Genomic DNA, 17,627 nt, shown 5'->3' on the forward strand with positions numbered 1-17,627 from the left:
CTGAGATGGTGAGCGTACCACCTGGAAATACACTCTGTGCTGATGCCGATGAAATGAACGTAGTTGAAGACAACACAAGAATGGACGCCGCGATAACGCAGCGCGAAGAATTTCGCGATTTTGACATGTGTCCTACCCCAAGACGCCTACCGTGGCGTCTATGTGCCCCAAGTTTGATCTTCGCATTCGATTGGACGAGGCGAAGATATTGCCCAACTGCTTTGTTGACATTAATGAAGTATTTTTAGAAAAAAATCTACGATAAACGCCAATTTTCTCTGAAATTCGTATTTGAACTGCCAGAGAACCGATTTGAATTGCTTGTGAGCTCTATAAGAAAAAGCCGCCCTGTCTTTATGGCAGGGCGGCAGTTCAAAACTCTGGAACAGACCAAAGCTCAGAGAGGGAAATCGCAGTGCTCAACCAGCATTAAGTAGCGCCACGATTTCCTAACTATTTTAGAACTTCATATTCAAGGACGCATTGAAACCATTCTGCGTTGAGCCACTACCAAATTGACCAACATAGCTCACCCCGAAGGTTGATGCTTCGGTGATCGCCATATCGAAGCCCACTTCTACCAGTGCTGCGTCTTTGGCAATCGGAGCGCCTTCGACAGTAAAGGCATTGCTACCAGCAAAGAACTGTGTGGATTCTGGAGTGATATCGCCGTAAGCGTGACGCCATCCAAGAGTTCCTTTCAGATTTGCATTCGACGTACCCAACTGAAGGGGAGTCGATGCACGCAGACCAAGTGTCGTGAAGGTCGTATTGGTCGTTTCGCCGTCAACAGACAGTGCTGCGGCACCGCCTTTTTCAGTGAAACCATCGGTACGCAAACGAATGTGTGACAGGTTCGCGAAGGGTTCGAATGACGCGACGGCCGTATCAATACGATAACCAAGTTCACCAAAAGCTTGGAACGTTCGGGCATCATAATCAGCATCGAGGCTGTCACTGAAGCCAGTGTAGGCAACAGAACGAGATGAATCGATGTTATGCCATGTTTGCACAAGGCCAGCCCGCAAACCAATTGGTCCCCACTGATTGCCGCCATAGACACCGAGGTGCCAGTTATCACTCGTTGCCGAAGCAAAACGGCCCTTGGCATCGAGATCAGTCTGGCTGTAACCACCGACAATACCGAGACGCCATCCGGACGCAAATCCGACGTCCACACCTGACAGGAAACCTCCTGTCGTAGACTTCAGGCCACCAGCATTTGAATTGCCATCATGATCTACCCACGAACCGAAGCCAGATGCCCAGACGCCAAAGTCATATGTTGAAGGAGCAACAGCTTCGAATGGCTGAGGAGCGCTTCCTTTTGGCGATTGTGCAAAGGACAGCACAGGGGTGTCCTTGGCAGCCACACCTGCGAAAGCTGTACGCAGGCGATTATTGATCGCATCTGCCGTCAGATTGGCGGTATCGATGAGTCCGGTTTTGACCGAAGCATGCGTGTCGCCAGATAGCTGGTTAAACGCATTGCGAGCTTCGTCTTCACTCGCAAGGAACAGAACGGAGTTGTACAGTTCGAGCGAGGATCCACTCTGTTCAAGGCTATCCAAAGCACGAGCTGTCGATTTCTGGTTGCTCGTTTGCGCAACTTTCTCAAACACAACTGGTGGGGTTCCTGGATCGACAGGTTCCGTTACCAGTCCAACGGTCAAATCGACTTGATTAGCCTGATAGCCGAGCGAAGTCGTCAAGAAAACGGATTTTGATACCGCCTCCGAGAACGCTCCGCTTACACCACCATCTGCAGTCAAAATCGTATAGGTCTGACCGTCCTGATAGCTGATCTTGTCATCCAATGCATAAACGTCTACGCGCCCGCCATTTAGCGTCGCTTTCCCGCTAGCATCAATACGGTCGCTTGTGCCGTTTCCAGCAATTTCTACTTCATATACAGAATCTGCGCCAAACGTTACGTCCCCGCCGACAGTCATAATTCCGATGGAGTTACCAGGGCGAAGAGTTCCATTAGCGGTCAGATTACCACCAATGCTCCAGTTGCCACCCATGAAGGACGTCTGATCGACAACAACGCTTCCACCAACAATAATTGGCGTGCCAATAGCACCACCGCGCGTAACGGAACCGTTATTCAGTTCAACATCGCCGCCAATTGTCGCTCCGGTTGAATGGAAAGTCAGCTGAGTTCCCGTGCCAATAACGTTTCCTTCGATATCTGTCCCTTCAGCAAACGAAAGTTGTGTACCTGCTTCCGTGTTCAGATTGGTGATACCGGATATCTTGCCATTGAACTTCGCGTTCTCTTCGATCTTGACGTGCGTAGCTCCCGATCCCTTTTCATCGAGATCGACAATATCGCCACTGGCTTCCGAACCTGCCTTCAGGGTCAGATTAAATGTTCCGTCTGCACCGTTGCCTGAGCGGTTGACCTGAGTCAGAACGCCATTGTTTGCAGTTGAGACTGTTCCTGCGCCAAACGAGACATTTGCAATGTCATCAGAAGCAGAGAAACCCACAAGGATTGACGGGCCTTGCGCACTCTTAAGAACAGTGCCTTCGACAGAGATGGTTCCCGTACCGTTAATCTCCAACGCAGCGGCGTCAGTGCCATTGGCAGCAACAGATCCACCGCTAAGATTAACTGATCCGCCATCCTTAACGAAAACGCCGGATGCAAATTTGCCGTTAGTGACAACATTTGTATTGGTTGCGCTAACGACGCCTGCAACAGTGCCTCTGTCGTTATTGGCGATCAGACCATAGCCATCTGCGCCATTCGTCACGATCTCAGAGTCGATCAGATTGATCGTGGAATTGGACTCTGCAAACGCACCAAATCCATTTGCACCAGATGTAGACACCGACACAGTTCCAGCAATCTTACCGCCGTCAATTGCATGAAGGCCAAAGGCGTCGCTGCCGGACGTGACGACTTCAGAACCTTCTTTCAACGTTATGACAGAATGATCATTCCCGTTAGCGCTTCCACCATTTGCACCAGCCTGTACGCCATGCGCTTTCGCGCCAGATGTTGTCACCTTACTATTTGACGTCAAAGTCGAGTTCTTGGCCGCCAACAGACCGAAAGAACGATCACCGCTTGTGTCTACGCTACCGCCATTCAGCTCGATATTTCCACCATTGTCCGCAAAAGCGCCGTAAGCCCAAGCACCACTGGTAACGATCTCTGTGTCATGGGTGACGATTTTACCACCCTGCAGATTGCGATCATTGTTCGCAACTAACCCGTGGCCGCTCGCGCCTTGCGTGGAAATCTTGCCGCCAGTCTGATTGATTTCAGAGAAGGATTCAGCGAAAGCGCCAAAACCGTTCTTACCGCTCGTATTAACGTCAGCGGAACTGTTAATCACACCGCCATCGATGGCATGCAGACCGTAAGCATCGCTGCCTTTTGTGGAAACGGATGCACCTTCGGTCAGGGTTATAACAGATTCATCTGAGCCATCTGCAGTACTGCCGTTCGCGCCAGCTTGGACGCCGTGTGCTTTATCCCCTTTAGTGGTGATCGCCGCACTCGATGTAACTGTCGAATTCTTAGACGCCAGAATACCGAAAGCACGCGCGCCAAGTGTGGTGACTGTACCACCGTTCAGCGTGATATCACCACCATTATCAGCGAAAGCACCATGGGCCCAGTCACCTGACGTTTCGATATCAGTATCTGTCGCAACAATTTTGCCGCCTACAGTATTGAGATCATTGTTCGCGAGAAGCGCATGCCCATTCTGGCCTGTGGTTTTGATCGAGCCACCTGTCTGGTTAATAGTCGAATAGGACTCGGCAAACGCGCCAAATCCATTCTTTCCGCGAGTCGATATGCTAGCTTCGCTGTTTATTGTACCGCCATCAATCGCATGGAGACCATATGAGTCTACACCGATAGTAGAAACAGACACCCTTCCGCCAAGCGTCAATACGGACTTATCATTGCCGTCCGCATTTGATCCTTTGGCTCCAACTTGAGCGCCATGAGCCTTATCGCCTTCGGTAAAGATCGATAGCGAACCGCCCTGGGAACCGTCAAAACCAAAGATGGTAGGAGCAGTCAGGCTCTTTGAAACCAGAATTCCCCACGCACGCTTCGTTGACCCCGTCGTTGATGCTCTGATTTTATAGTCGCTGGTATAAGCATAACTTTCGTTCACTCCATTCGAAAATGAAATGGCGGCTTTGTCGGAGACGTCAATGTTAAACAATGGCTCGCTGCCAGCAGACACTATGTTCCCGCAAAACAGTACTACAGCGGTAGACGCAAGTGTTAGCGCCTTGTTCTTCGATACAATCGACATACTCACCCCAATCAGTTAATTACCTTCGGGAGCTTAGTGACCAGAACGCAGATAAGCATATACAAGGTTCATAACAAACCTGTATGCAACGAAAATTTGCTTGTTTAGATTGCGCCGCGCATCAAACAACTCCCAAAACCCAAAAAAACGCTTATCCGTTTTGAGACGATTCTGCAACCACCGAGTGAGCTATAATCGTGCGATACTATGTCTTGTGGCAAATTTACAACCAGAGCATAATCAGAAAACGCGCTGTTCGAGCAACGGCCAATAGAAATAGAGATAGCTGTTGACATCTTGAAGAGGTAAAAAATGTGCGGACGATACACTCTCTACCTACCGTGGTCGGAGATACATCGTCTCTATAATTTGACGCTCACGGCCGATCAAGCGCGCAACACGCAGCCGCGATACAACATTTGTCCTACGCAGGATGTCCTGTTCGTTACTCACGCTGATGACGGTATGAAACTCCGCGAGGGCAGGTGGGGATTGGTGCCGTTTTGGGCGAAGGAGATCGGCAGATTCTCCACCTTCAATGCGATGTCTGAAGAGGCAGACAAGAAGCCAATGTTCCGAGAGGCCTTCAAAAGCAAGCGGTGCCTGATCCCGGTCGATGGATTCTACGAGTGGACCAAGAATGCCGATGACGGTGGTCGAGATCCATGGCATATCCATTTGCCAGAACATGCACCGTTCTCCTTTGCAGGCCTTTGGGCGACGAATGAAGCACTGGGGATCACAAGCTGCACGATTTTAACGGCCAAGCCTGTTGAGCCGATATCAGAGATACACAACCGGATGCCCGTCATTCTAACGCCGGATGTCTATTCCGACTGGATTGATCCCGCGACGTCCGTACCCGACGCCAAAGAACTGCTGAAACAACACTTGGACGGCGATCTTCAGATGTATCGGGTTGATCGCCAGATCAATTCGAGTCGTTGGCCGGGAGATGAGACTGCAATTCAACCGATATAGATACTGAAGGAACGCCCTCAGCAAAAACAACCTGATTTCGGCCTTTATTCTTGGCGGCATAAAGGGCTCTGTCAGCTCTCGTAAGCGTTTCGGAGAAAGTCGCATTGTCGCTATGCAGGACAACTCCAATCGAAACCGTGACAGAAATCGCGGTTGTGCCAATCTGGTAAGTTTTGCTGGCAACAGCTTGGCGAATTCTCTCGGCCGATATTTCAGGCGACATACTTCCCTTTTTACCGAAGATAACAACGAATTCCTCGCCGCCGGAGCGGGCGATGAAATCGTCTGGATGCAGAACGTCCAAAACTCGTATTGCTAAATCTTGTAGTACGCGGTCACCGGATTGATGGCCGTAAGTATCGTTGATGGCTTTAAAATCGTCGATATCGAGCATCGCAACGGCTTGACGGCCATTATTAGCCTGATTGTTCTCCAGGCACGCCTGCCCGTAAGAAATAAGTGAACGACGATTGGGCAGTTCCGTTAAATGATCTCGCGATGCCGCGTCTTCCCATCGCTTCTTCACCTGATCAGAGCACATCAGCAGAAACGATGTAGTGCCGATGACAGGCATAATGCAGAGAAACATCGGAGTAACGGCATTCATCCAATGCTCGTTATCGGCGACGGTATTCAGACCACGATTGCCATCGAGCAGGTATATGAGCGTCCGTGTCAGATTAGCAATTGTGCACACGACATAGATAACAGTCAGAGAAAATCCGCCCCGTGAACGATATTCGGGATTTCTGATGTTCTTAATTAAAATGATTGCAGACGCACAGGTTATGAAGCCCCAAAGAAGCGCAACAAGAAATATGCGCGCACCAATATCCGGGACGACGAAAAGATAATAATAATAGGGTATAGTACCAATCGCTGGAACAATAAATGCATTGGTATAGACTTGTAGCCCGTGAAACTTACGAATGCTGGCGTGATATAAACAAAGGGCAAACAGTAATACAGCATTCGCAGAAGACGTAGCCAAATTATACGGGAGCCTATCTTCAATTGCAAAAATAACGCAGCCGATTGCGACCAAAAGAGTGGCTACTTGCCATATGCGAGCGGCAGGCCGAAGAGACGACGGCAGGTCACCCAATACAGCTGTCAGGACGCCACCGTTCGCCAATATAACGAGCGTCACTGTTATATATACAGATCGAGTGTCCATGATTTCGCCCCTCGTAGACAACTCGATCATATGAGGAAACGGATCAAATAACAACGCGAGCAGCGACGCCTGGGAACACGTTGGATTTCTTCATTCCGGTTATTCCGCACAACATAACGCTAATGTTAAATCCGAAACATTGCTTTGTTGATAACGTTAGTTATTTCGTCGCCACATCTGCTGAACTGCATTCCGAGAACTTATAGACGTTTTCTGGCATTATCATTTCATCTGCGGCAGGCTGATAACCATTCAGAAGTTCGACCTCGATACCGCCGTAAGCTTTGCGCTCGTATGCCGGATCACGCTCCATCAAGTAAATGTTTTGACGAAGTTCTGCAAATACGGCCCACGGCTCGTTGTCCACCTCCAAGGGCTGATATGCTTCCTGATAATCCTTTCCCGCGCGTGTTTTAAACGTTAATCGACAAATAACCGAACCATTCGAACACGTAGCGAGTGCTTTGGTTGTCCAAATCGCCCTATTGTACTTGTATCCCGTGAGCGTGGCATGTCCGTCCCAAGGCCCCTCTTTGAATACAAGAATCTGTTCCGTCCCGTCGTCGCGTCTGTCAGACTTGAGCTTGCTTTGATTGATGGGGCATTTTCCAGCTGACAGATCACTTTTACAGGATTTAAATTTAGTACGGCTGGGAAATATCTCGAAACCAGTCGCGGTCTTCGTAAGTAATTCAGTAGATTTCATATTATCGGATTCGAAATCGACCCCGTTGCACTCCATGTTCATTACGACAGCGTCCAGTTGGGCGATTTTTTGCTGCTTGAGAATATCGCAGCTATATTCCCAACCTTGGAGTTTCTTGCTTGAATAGGTTCGAATAGAATCGTTTTCCTCGCAATTTCCACTGCCTTCTTTAATGAAGGATCCTTGCCACCATTCGTCGGCAGATACGTTGCCCACAGCCATTGTGCTAAAAATGACAATTGCGCCGATTATGGATATACTCTTCATGCTTGCCCCAAGAATAATAGAGGATATGTCTATTTCCTTCATCTAGTACAATCGTGAATCCCTCAGGGAAAAATCAAAGAATTCCATTCCTTTATATCTGGACAACTGTCAAGAACTTGTCCGATAGTTGGGCGCATATCTATGTTGTATTGCGTAGAGATCAACGAATCCACCATTTGATCGAACGTCTGTCCATCTCCAGTATTCGGGAAAACCTTTGGATCACTCATTTCAACAAATTCGACTCTGCGGAAATCATCGAAAAAGAGGCGAAATCGATCTGCTCTTAGGAGGGCAGCGACGGCCTTTCGCTGATCTCCAACGAAATCGATGAAGATGTGGTTATCATCGATTTTGCCCTCTATCATGAAAACACGCTCTTTTGCTCCGGAAAGCGGAGCTATTACCAATCCGAACCGTTGCTTTTCAATGTAATCTTTCCCGTATAGATCCTTTAATGGGAGCTGTTTCGGGATTACGAAATCTAAATATGCGGGTTCATTTTTAGCACAATTCAACATCAAAATATTTCGGATAGGGACTTCCTTGTCCTCCGGAACGAAGGTGTATTTGCGGAATATTGTGAAATTGGCGTTGTCTTTACCTTCTAAATGCAGCCAACGAGAGGTAATAGGTAACTTCGGGTGCACAATATCGTCGTTATTGCCGGGTTCTGCACCAAACGAGGGTGTGGACAGCATAGCAGTCATCCCAACCAACAACGCCAAAATCTGTAGCAACCCTTTGTAATTTCCCATATCGCCCCCACGACGCTACTTCAATGTATGCAAACGCACCCCACGTTCGCTCCATTTATAGCAAAATTCCTGTGCGCGTTCAAAGATCTGGTCATCTGGATTCAATACGAAAAAGGTACGGCAGCTATATGCATTGGCGCGAATAGCAAACGCCTTATCATCAAATTGGCTTAGCCAATGCTCGACTTCCAGATCATGTCCGCCAGGCCGCCGCGTGTTGTGATGATAGATTATTGCGGGGCGATTGCGGGCGAGGGCGGTCGCCTCCTGCAGAGTTATCGACTTTCCGAATTTGGCCTTCGTGCGTCGCTTGGGGTCGTCATCTACGAGCCCGTTGTCAGGATCGGCAAAAACAACATCGGCATCGGTCATGGAACCGACGACATCTTGAAACCATTCGTGCCGCCAAGCCGACCGCTGTTGCCATGGCAGAGCCTCAGAAGTGAGCGGCGTACCATGGAACAGGTCGCCGATCAGACCTGTTTGCTGCAGCGCTTGAACGGAACGTGTGTTGTCTGCAACCAGCTTCAGGGCGTCGAAGAGTTCCGGGTCGAGATGTCGCCAGCGGTCTGGCAGACTGAGATAGCCTATATGACGTCCATCGGCGTTGTGACCTTCATCGAGGTAGAGGTACCAGGCGATGCCGAGTTTTCGACCCGCCGTTAAATGTCGAAGTAGGGCAAGTTTGACATAGTCCCCGATGTCTCCGGCGTATCTGTCTTGCATATTTTGCCCCCGCAATCTTCAAATAGGCGTGTATTAGACGGTTTATTATTTCGAAAGTCGAAACAATTTGAGATGGGCGGGTTAATTATTGGTTTGAATAATGCTTCGAAATTCGAACGAGTTGAACGGGTGTGGGTCGTCGGGATGAGGCATCCAACGGTTTTCAGACGGGTTAAACGACGCGGTTACTTCGGAAACCCAATCGTCATAAACTGCCCAAATAAGCGTTGAATTTGCATTAAGTGTGTATCCGGTAGGAATTTGCAAAGATGCAAAGATTTGGACGGTTTTTGAGGCGTGAATCCGTATGTCTGTATCGAGGCTTATCCTGCTGGTTGGCCAACGACGTCGTCATATGCAGGTGAGTGGAATTGAGTTTGAGCCGATGGTGGAAAATAGAATACCGCCTGTTAAAGCTCCATAAACGGCTTAAATCCGCGTGGTTTTATAATCTGATGAGTAACAAGTGGGAAATGCGAAAGACGTAGCGATTTTGGCCGTTTATGTAGATCGTAGAGGCATGTCGCCAACCATGGCTGACCGTATACCGTGCAAACTACATCGTCATATCGGCTGAAGCCTTAGTGTCCCTCTCCCTCAATTGAAAAAACCCCGTCAAAGATTATCCGCTAGGCCGGATCGTATAGCTGAAACGAAAAGGCCAGTGCGAAACACACAAGCGAAGCGTCACGGATTTGAAAAATCCAAACTGCACCGCAGGTTTGCCATACGCGCGTGTACGCGTGTATCTGCGCGTGCGTCGGCGCGCGTCACGCGAAGAGGGTTTAGGATTCCGTGCGCGCGTATACGAGGGAACACTTGAAAAGCCTTAGAATATAAAGATTTGTTAACTATCTTTTTATCCCAAGATTGGACGGAGAGCCAAAATCACGGAGTGTATTACGTCAACAAATTTTGTATTAAAAACCCTGTTTTCGAATTAAAAAATCCAAGTAAGCAACAAAAACAACCGAAACACGGCATTGGTAACGTTATTAAATCCCATAAAATTAGAAAATGAGATCTAGACGAAAAATATAAAGGAATCAGATACTTAATACCGTCCAATTACGGGATTTAAACGCGGCAATTATCTGGTTCTTATCCCATCATTCAGGACAATGGGATTTAAAGAACGGATATAAACATCGATAACCGCCGACAGAACTTAATATCCCATATCTGAATATTTATGAGATGAAATCATAAATATAATAAAAACAATACATTAGCATGATCTCTCTAAAATAAATCCCATAGCAAAAAAATAATTGTTTAAATACTTGTGCCATACAAGTCAGTGATCAATCATTAAAATACAGATGATTATAAAGGAGATTTATTGAAATGAATAAAACGAAACGGAATCTATTCAAGCCTTCAACACGCGGTGACATTATTTCTGCTATTGATGCCGATGCTCTTTCAAAGGTCGCACCCTCCAGGCCACGACCCGTGGAGATGTTGGAAAGCTGTGAAATTACTTCAGACGATAAGCTGACGGCATCTGACACTGCTCTTCATGAACTTATGATTTCAACTGCGTACATGTTTGATCCGAACCTGGAAGAGGACTCCCATACAATCCCGGTCGGGGTCGCAATGAAATATTTCGGTGTAAAGGAAACGCATGCCGACCACCGCGAGTTACTGAAGCTTTCGTTGAAGCGCTTGACGGCAACTACGGTCTCGTACGGGTCACTAAAAAGCCGCCGCTACGAAAATGTTCCGATGCTTGTGTCCTGGCTTGAAAGCAATGAGGCATCCGACAATATCCGTTACAGCCTGCCCAAGCCAGTCCGCGATCTCATGAGATCAATGCCGTCATTGTACGCCTATCTGGAATTGGCACCGTTGGCGACTATGCGCTCGAAGTTTTCCATCCGTATATACCGCGTTTTAGCAGCAGCTGCCGTCCAGAAAAGATGGAGCCCAGGCGGTGATAATGAGATCGTCCTGAAAGCTACTTCAGAAGAGATCGCTGCATGGTGCGGTTTTCCTCGTGACATCGAAACAGGTGTCAATTTTGGCAAGCTGAAGGAACGCGTTTTGAATGGCTTGGAAGCCGATTTGGCGTCTATTCGCCGTTTTAAGACGAAGATCATCGAGGTCCGCAAGCAAAAGATGCGTGGCCGTCCATTAGACCATATGGAATTCCGTCTTGAACTGCAGGCACCCAGTCACCACCAGACACGGGTTCTGTTTGATGCTGTGACTTCGAATGCGGGTAAATTCGACGTCGAGCCTTACAACGTTGCCGACCACATCTGGTTGAAGGCCGAAAAACTCTTCTCCAAGAAGCTTGGGTTTGGGCATTTTCAATTTCTGCAACTCTGGTTGGTCGCATTGCATGAAGCGACGACCAATGTTGGCTTGACATCCGGCTTCGAAACCCGTGCGTACCGTGGTGAAAAACTGCTGGCCTCGATAGATGACCTTGGTGCAGATGAAGCCGCCTGGCAGATGATCAGTGAAGAGGTAGCAAGTCCTGATCTCGCACACGCGGATGGATTCGTTTGCTTTCTTGTTGCCGCAGACAAGGCGGAGCAGGCCAGATTAGCGCGGACTAATGAAGGTCATGGTGAAATTGAGGAGGTGGTGGTTCAGGCTTCCGAGGAGGCTGTTTTGACGCCTGTGGTGCCCGTTTCGACATCCTTGGAAGGTGTTTCGGAGATCGTATTGTTTGCAGACCGTAGCCTAACCCCGCAAGAAGTCGACGACCTGATTGCGACGCCTATTATCAGTGCTGTTCTGGGCAACGAGGGTGATCCGATGGTGAATTTCACAATTCGTCACTGGGTTGAAGGCGATGAAATGGAATCGTTTGGACTTCGGCCGAGACGCGTGAATATCAACGAATACAATGCCTTGATTGCAAGCCTGTCGCGCTATCTGGATCGTGAACCGGAGATCGTGCGATGACGTATTATTGCCCAACAATCGCTGACCTCCAAACTGATGACGGCAGTATCGTCGTGGATCGCGATATTTCCCTGCTGTATGATGAGTATCTCTCTATGGATTACGTCTATTGGGTGCAAAAAGTTGTCGATGAAGTTCGGGATGAGTTCCCATATCTGCGCAAGGTATCTGAGCAGCGCAGTATCGTCATCGAGCAGAGAATGACTGACCTGTCATATACCATCAAAGTCTATATCCAGAGAGAAGTTGCTGACAATATCGGGCTTATTGACCGCTTGATGGAAAGATTGCGGGAACCCCTTTATGGGCCAAAACCTGTCGAATTCAAACGCAGGCACAATTGGCAAATTTTCCCGTCTTCCAAGACCGCTGATCTAAAAACGGAGAAGACTACTGGTCAGGACATGAAGGATGTTCGACCAGGTCTTGACCTCAGCAAAGTTCCAGCGGAATTCGAGTTTATGCTGACGACTGCCTTCAAGGATCAGGCAAAGGAATTCTACAAGTCACTCGATCTGATTAATTCTGGCAGCAGGCCGGATTGGATTCGAAATTACTACGTCGAGCTACTGCATGACCGTTGGCCTCATATTGCCCGTGCGGACATCGCAATGGGTGGATTGATCTCGAAGGTAATGGCAAAGGTTGCCGATGATCCAAGATATGTGCAGTCGGAAAACTGGTGGCGTGGCTTTGCTATTGCGTTGTCAAAAGGCGATGGTTTGGCCGCATATGAGACTTGCCAACGATTTCTTGAAAAGAGGCCTCAGGCTGATGCGACTGCAGGCCTTGAAGATTGAGATTCCGATTTAAAGACCTGATCTTCCCACAAGTCCTTACGAGCGCCGCTTGCTCCGCGTGGCGTCACCAAAGATAGCGACATTTGCAGGTCATCCGTTTTCGTTACGCCTCTTTCCTTGTCGGTTATGACGTGCCTGACAGCTTGAGAAAAGCGCCGCGAAGAGTCATCAACAAAGGCTTCCAACACCTTCATATCATTGGTGCTGAAGGTGTGTTCCTTCCGGTATTCGATGCCTTCACGTTGATTACGCAATTCCAATGATCGGGATACATGGCACTTTAACCATGGCTCAGATTGGCTTGAACGCAGGTACTGCTGCATTTCACGGGATGTCGAAGTGACTTTTCCGAATTTCTCTGAAGACAGGTCGATTGCGACCTTTCCGTCGAAATCTGATGGATAAAGCGTGGCCGCCGATCCTCGATGAAAATTGCGCTCTGTTTGAATGCTCTGCCCTTGCTGGACATTCGTGAACTCAGTCGCCGTTTCCATTGCCAGCTGAAGTTCGGCCTTGGATACGGATTTCCCGATATTCGGGTGCATCCTCTCGATTTGCCGATTTATGCGCATCAGTGTGTCATCAGTGCTGTCGCCTTCGATTATATCCTTGATATCCGGTTGTTTTAACATCTCGCTGAATGGCATGACAGGACGCCAGTTTTCGTGCGGGTTCCAAGTTGTCATGTATCGTCCTCCCTGTTGTTCAATTTGATGAAGCCTTTTGCCTCTCTCCTCCAATAAAATTATCCCTGCCTTTCGTGGCGGGTTACCAGCCAGAATTCTTCGGTTCCCGGAGGCGCAAGGGCATAAAAGGTTGGGGCAGGCGGAGGTAAAGACGAGCCTGCTGCCTCTATTGGGGTTCGCTCTTCCCAAGCTGTCGTTGCACAAGTTGACACGATACCGTCATGTCCGTCGTGCCTTGAAGCCTGTTTTCCATGGCCTTCTTGGCCAGAATGACCGCCACCAGCCGCCATGCTTTCTTTGATTGTTCGTTCGAATTCCAACAGGTATTCCTGCGACGACTGTCGCATATGACGCAACAATGGGTTTCCGGAGAAAACCTTGCCCGTATTCAGGTTTACACCGATTTTCCCGTCGAAACCGGATGGGTACAGTATGGCATTGATGTCAGTGCGACCAGCCATCGCTGAATTGGCATTTTTGATAGCACTTTGGTATTCCCTGAAATCAATTTTGCCGATTGAGGGATAAATCCGGTCAATTTGCTTGTTGATGCGATTTAACTGGGAAGTGCTGCTGGCCAACATGAAAAAATACTCCTTATTTAAAGAGTATTGTTGTCGGCCACTAATAAATCAAATTTGAGTGGTCAGGTTCTATAGAAAAGAACACGACCAGTTGGAACGAGTTGTAAGCAATAATCGAAGTCGGAAATGTTTCTTGTTACCAGAACGAGGCCGAACTTCAGTGCCTGCAGGAAAATTGTGCAGTCATTGAGACACCGAAGCTTTTGATCATTGGTATAGCCCTGAATACGACAGATGACACCATTGAGAATAGCAGCGCGACCCAGAATATCGAGGTCGGGAACAATTACCCTATGATCGGGCATGGCTTTGATGATGTCGTTGATGGATTTCTGCACCGCTGCGGTTCGGAGATCGCTGGGATCGAGTGCGCCGATTGTGTGTGCCAACTCCTGAATTGCGGTCGAGCTATGGTGACTCAGTCTCGCACGAAGACGATCCCGAATGTGGTCAGGGATATCGCCCTTAAGGCGGTCGATATAGACGCAGGTATCCAGCAAAATGGGTTGGCCACCAATTGGCTCCTCGTCAATGAACGGTAGCTCGTCATCAGGACGGCGGGCAAGGGACTTTGTTGGAAACCTGCGCATCCACCTCGTTGCGGCATCGACATCAAACACGATCAATCGAATCCGAGCTTAATGTCTTTGTCTACAGTGCCATCGAGGCGCGTCATGGTCTCTTCAAACAGGTCTTCGAGCGCTACGCTTGCGAGAGCGAACTCGAGCAGTTCAGACGTTCCCTCAATGCCAGTGCGTGACTTCGCCTGCGCAAGCAATTCATGGCTAACCCGCGCACTGATCCGGTCTTCTTTGCCAACGCCAATCAGGCCGTTTTTCTGCGCTGCGGATAGCGTTTCCTTGATGCGGAATGACCGAATGTTGGCGAGCTTGTCAGCCAAGCTTGCTCGCTTTCTCGGAGAAACAGGGCTGGCTGCAGGCATAAGCTCTTCGTGTCCCTTAGGCATTGCTGATGCTCCATGTAGCACAAAACGTCATTATTGTATGACATGTAGCACTTTTTGCGACCATTTTCAATGTCAGCTTTCGCCACCGCCTGTTTCGGAATCCGAGGATTTTTCAGCTTGGCGTTGTGCGCGTTTACGCGCGCGGTACTTAGCTTCATAGATGCGACGCTTGGCACGGCGTTCAGATGGATCTTCACTGTACGCGGCGTTCTTTGCTCGACCGACCTTCGTTATAAGGTCCGAGTTGTAGCGGGAGATTGTGGACTGGGATACGCCGAGTGTTTTTGCGATACTGAGTTGATTATAGCCTTCTGCCTGCATCTTTTTGAATTGCGCTATCTGTTCGTCTGTGAGGGCCGATTTCCGACCGCCCTTATTGACGCCGACTTTCGCACTCTTTTTTTCACGCTGCTTTTCCACAAATACGTCAGACTCCATCGCCGCCAGCATTTCCACTATCTTGAGCGGGGGCTGTGGATTAGCTTCATTGGGGTCGAAGATAATGGGGTCGACAGGCGCGTCATTGGCATCGACATATATATTCGGCCGCGCAACGATCAGGGTGGCACCCTTTTTGTTTAGCTTGTGAACAAAATCAAGGAAGCCACGAACTTTGCCAGCAACCATGTCTGGCGAGGTGATAATAAGGGTTGAACCGTGCTCCATACGATCAACAAGGGCATCCAGCTTGGGCCGTGTCTGTTTGACTGCAGACACCTGTTCCTCGACAACTCGCGAGCTGGCATCGGAGTCTGACATAGAGAAGTGTCGACTGAAAAGGTACTGCCTTACCTGATCGGTAACAATTTTTACCTGTTCACTAAATTCAATATCAGTATCGCTGATGGCCCGCTTGGCGTATCCGTAAAACACAGAAACCTCCTGAAATGAGTTGTGTTTTCATTGGGATTATGCTATATCGCTTATAATTCAGTATGTCCAGACGTTAGGAGCATCTGACACGGAAAAGGAGGTTTCAACATGGCACGCAAGGGAGAACCCGATCTTAGCATGCTTTATGCCTCGGTGGCAGTCGGCGGCACCGTGATCGCATCAGGTCTGACTAACCTGGCACATGGCATCCGAGAAGCCCGTTGGGAGCGCACTGAAAACAAGATTCTGGCGCAGAATGAAGCCCGGTTGGCGGAATTGAAGACCAACCTTGTTCAATTGACGGCGCAGGTGAAGATGTTTCTTGACCGCCTCGATGATCGTCGTCGGAACGTATATTCCGGTGCAACTGAGATTGCTGCATTTGAGGCTCAACTTGGATTTGAGGTTCACTTTGAGACTTACCGTAATGTCAGTGACGGTTTTAAGCGTGCTGAACTGCTGCGTGGTCTGGCTATCCGTATTCGTGACAGGATTGACGAGCTGGATGACCAGGCTGATGCAGAAGTGCTTGCTTTACTCAACGCCATTGAAGTCTGATTATATTTGACCGCCTGCGTGTTTCGTCGGCGGTTTTTAAATAATTTGATTTATGCATAACTGCAAATGATGCTGTATATGTTTTTGACAAAAAGGAGATTTAAATGTCAACAAAAAGAGAATACCCATTTTTCAGTGCAGTACTCGACCTTATGACAATTCACTCAAAGAAGGTGAGTTTAATTGGAACTGTGATAACTTCTGCCGTGATAAGCCTCTATTACGGTCATGCTCCACACCAATTCCTGTTTGCGGGATCTGATGTAATAATATCTATGCTGATTAGAGATCTTGGTGCGGCTCTGTGTTTTTATGCACTTATTCATATTGTGGATTTCTGCAGGCAAATTTCAATAGACTCTGGTTTGGAGAATAGATCCCTAAGGAAGAGTGTTTCAGCTCTGTTGTTTTTATATTTTGCTGATTGGTTTAGGCCAGATGACGGTGTTGTCCAAACGTATATTGATTATGGTGTAAATCCAACCTTTGCGTGGTCGTATCACGGTGCTGGGGTTGCGGTATTGTCAGCTCTTCTGATTTACGCATATGTCGATGACAAGATTAAAGAAGCAACTGGTGGCTAAATATTTGTAGTGACGTAACAAAACAGGGCGGGAAACCGCCCTTTTTTATTGATTTCAATTTTACCCCATGGCCATCATCAAGGCAGGGGCATTACGCTCCTTTCTTGTCTTTCTTTCCTTCTCCAATCGCTCTTTAAGACGTATCGCTTTCGGATTGAATCGGGATTCTTCAGCAATTGCTTCGACCATTGATGGTTCTTGGGGTGCAGCCCTGTCATGTTTGAGCATGCCGCTCTTTCTGGCTTGCAGCTCGGACACGCCTTTATAGACGACTGCGAGTGCTTGATCCGGCTTCATCGTAGCCAGCTGATCCAGCTTCGCTTGGTTCAATGTCGATAGCCAGATTTTCTGATCCATGGAAAGCGGTGACAGGTCAACTTGCTTTCGGTTTTCAGGCGCGACTTTCGCGTATTCCAATATTTTTGCAACCGTTGCGACTGGTATCATCTGTGCCATTTGCGCCATGGACGGCTCATTCTTATGCTCATTCTTCGGGGAAGTATCGGATTCAGCTACAGACGTTGCTGGTTTCGGCACTGCAGCCGAATGCGGATTGCCGACTGGGCCGATGCCGAAGACGCCCAGTATCTTGTTCACCATTTTCAAAACAGCGGCCATCATTTTCATGAGCCACTTCGGGATTGCCAACAGCCAATTCTGCTTTCCCGCCGATACGGCATTGGCAGACGTGGAATTCTTCATCGCTTGCTGGGATATCTGTATCGGTTTCTTCTTTGCATTATTCATAT

General features: G+C 48.5%; 16 protein-coding genes. 5 read left to right on the top strand and 11 right to left on the bottom strand.

Annotated features, from left to right (window positions below):
- Nucleotides 1-458: 458 nt before the first annotated feature.
- Entirely contained in the window at nucleotides 459-4,289 is a 3,831-nt protein-coding gene (locus tag FJQ48_RS11335) for an autotransporter domain-containing protein (RefSeq protein ID WP_139975222.1), read from the bottom strand.
- A 312-nt stretch (nucleotides 4,290-4,601) separates the two neighbouring features.
- Between FJQ48_RS11335 and FJQ48_RS11340 the strand changes: the two genes are divergently transcribed.
- Nucleotides 4,602-5,270 (top strand): SOS response-associated peptidase, encoded by a 669-nt coding sequence (locus FJQ48_RS11340; RefSeq protein ID WP_139975223.1) that lies wholly within the window; start codon nucleotides 4,602-4,604, stop codon nucleotides 5,268-5,270.
- On the opposite strand, the gene FJQ48_RS11345 is transcribed toward FJQ48_RS11340, so the two are convergent.
- The 4 genes from FJQ48_RS11345 to FJQ48_RS11360 form a co-directional block, all read right to left on the bottom strand.
- Nucleotides 5,221-6,447 carry a GGDEF domain-containing protein gene (locus FJQ48_RS11345; protein WP_180350187.1) on the bottom strand — a complete coding sequence of 409 codons (1,227 nt, stop codon included), beginning with the start codon at nucleotides 6,445-6,447 and terminating at the stop codon, nucleotides 5,221-5,223. The two genes, FJQ48_RS11340 and FJQ48_RS11345, sit on opposite strands and share 50 nt — an antisense overlap.
- Before the next feature lie 160 nt (nucleotides 6,448-6,607).
- Nucleotides 6,608-7,462: a hypothetical protein gene (locus FJQ48_RS11350; protein ID WP_139975225.1), complete on the bottom strand. Its 855-nt coding sequence runs from the start codon at nucleotides 7,460-7,462 to the stop codon at nucleotides 6,608-6,610.
- A 20-nt stretch (nucleotides 7,463-7,482) separates the two neighbouring features.
- Nucleotides 7,483-8,178, bottom strand: a complete 696-nt coding sequence (locus tag FJQ48_RS11355) for a hypothetical protein (protein WP_139975226.1) — start codon at nucleotides 8,176-8,178, stop codon at nucleotides 7,483-7,485.
- 15 nt (nucleotides 8,179-8,193) lie between these two features.
- The gene (locus tag FJQ48_RS11360; protein ID WP_139975227.1) at nucleotides 8,194-8,904 is read right to left on the bottom strand and encodes a hypothetical protein; all 711 of its coding nucleotides are present in this window, start codon (nucleotides 8,902-8,904) and stop codon (nucleotides 8,194-8,196) included.
- Nucleotides 8,905-10,251: 1,347 nt separating this feature from the next.
- Between FJQ48_RS11360 and FJQ48_RS11365 the strand changes: the two genes are divergently transcribed.
- Both FJQ48_RS11365 and FJQ48_RS11370 read left to right on the top strand, forming a co-directional pair.
- Nucleotides 10,252-11,826, top strand: a complete 1,575-nt coding sequence (locus FJQ48_RS11365; protein ID WP_139975228.1) for a RepB family plasmid replication initiator protein — start codon at nucleotides 10,252-10,254, stop codon at nucleotides 11,824-11,826.
- Entirely contained in the window at nucleotides 11,823-12,626 is an 804-nt protein-coding gene (locus tag FJQ48_RS11370) for a hypothetical protein (RefSeq protein WP_139975229.1), read from the top strand. The genes FJQ48_RS11365 and FJQ48_RS11370 overlap by 4 nt, the downstream gene beginning before the upstream one ends.
- Here the strand turns inward: FJQ48_RS11370 and FJQ48_RS11375 are convergent.
- The 5 genes from FJQ48_RS11375 to FJQ48_RS11395 all read right to left on the bottom strand — a co-directional run bounded on the left by FJQ48_RS11375 (nucleotide 12,593) and on the right by FJQ48_RS11395 (nucleotide 15,736).
- Entirely contained in the window at nucleotides 12,593-13,312 is a 720-nt protein-coding gene (locus tag FJQ48_RS11375; RefSeq protein ID WP_139975230.1) for a hypothetical protein, read from the bottom strand. The two genes, FJQ48_RS11370 and FJQ48_RS11375, sit on opposite strands and share 34 nt — an antisense overlap.
- A 59-nt stretch (nucleotides 13,313-13,371) precedes the next feature.
- Nucleotides 13,372-13,896, bottom strand: coding sequence for a hypothetical protein (locus FJQ48_RS11380; RefSeq protein WP_139975231.1), 525 nt, complete (start codon nucleotides 13,894-13,896; stop codon nucleotides 13,372-13,374).
- Nucleotides 13,897-13,958: 62 nt separating this feature from the next.
- Nucleotides 13,959-14,486 (bottom strand): DNA-binding protein, encoded by a 528-nt coding sequence (locus tag FJQ48_RS11385; RefSeq protein ID WP_247870358.1) that lies wholly within the window; start codon nucleotides 14,484-14,486, stop codon nucleotides 13,959-13,961.
- 32 nt (nucleotides 14,487-14,518) lie between these two features.
- Nucleotides 14,519-14,863 carry a hypothetical protein gene (locus tag FJQ48_RS22380; RefSeq protein ID WP_180350188.1) on the bottom strand — a complete coding sequence of 115 codons (345 nt, stop codon included), beginning with the start codon at nucleotides 14,861-14,863 and terminating at the stop codon, nucleotides 14,519-14,521.
- Nucleotides 14,864-14,935: 72 nt separating this feature from the next.
- Nucleotides 14,936-15,736: a recombinase family protein gene (locus tag FJQ48_RS11395; protein ID WP_139975233.1), complete on the bottom strand. Its 801-nt coding sequence runs from the start codon at nucleotides 15,734-15,736 to the stop codon at nucleotides 14,936-14,938.
- Between the two features lie 108 nt (nucleotides 15,737-15,844).
- Between FJQ48_RS11395 and FJQ48_RS11400 the strand changes: the two genes are divergently transcribed.
- Both FJQ48_RS11400 and FJQ48_RS11405 read left to right on the top strand, forming a co-directional pair.
- Complete coding sequence (locus FJQ48_RS11400) at nucleotides 15,845-16,294, top strand: hypothetical protein (RefSeq protein ID WP_139975234.1); 450 nt, start codon at nucleotides 15,845-15,847, stop codon at nucleotides 16,292-16,294.
- Nucleotides 16,295-16,398: 104 nt separating this feature from the next.
- Entirely contained in the window at nucleotides 16,399-16,878 is a 480-nt protein-coding gene (locus FJQ48_RS11405; RefSeq protein ID WP_139975235.1) for a hypothetical protein, read from the top strand.
- A gap of 60 nt (nucleotides 16,879-16,938) precedes the next feature.
- Here the strand turns inward: FJQ48_RS11405 and FJQ48_RS11410 are convergent, their stop codons facing one another.
- A complete protein-coding gene (locus FJQ48_RS11410; protein WP_139975236.1) occupies nucleotides 16,939-17,625 on the bottom strand; it encodes a hypothetical protein in 687 nt (228 codons plus the stop codon).
- Between the last annotated feature and the right edge of the window lie 2 nt (nucleotides 17,626-17,627).

Origin of the sequence: Ochrobactrum sp. CGA5 (assembly GCF_006345815.1) — a bacterium.
In the GTDB taxonomy this organism is placed as follows: Bacteria; Pseudomonadota; Alphaproteobacteria; order Rhizobiales; family Rhizobiaceae; genus Brucella.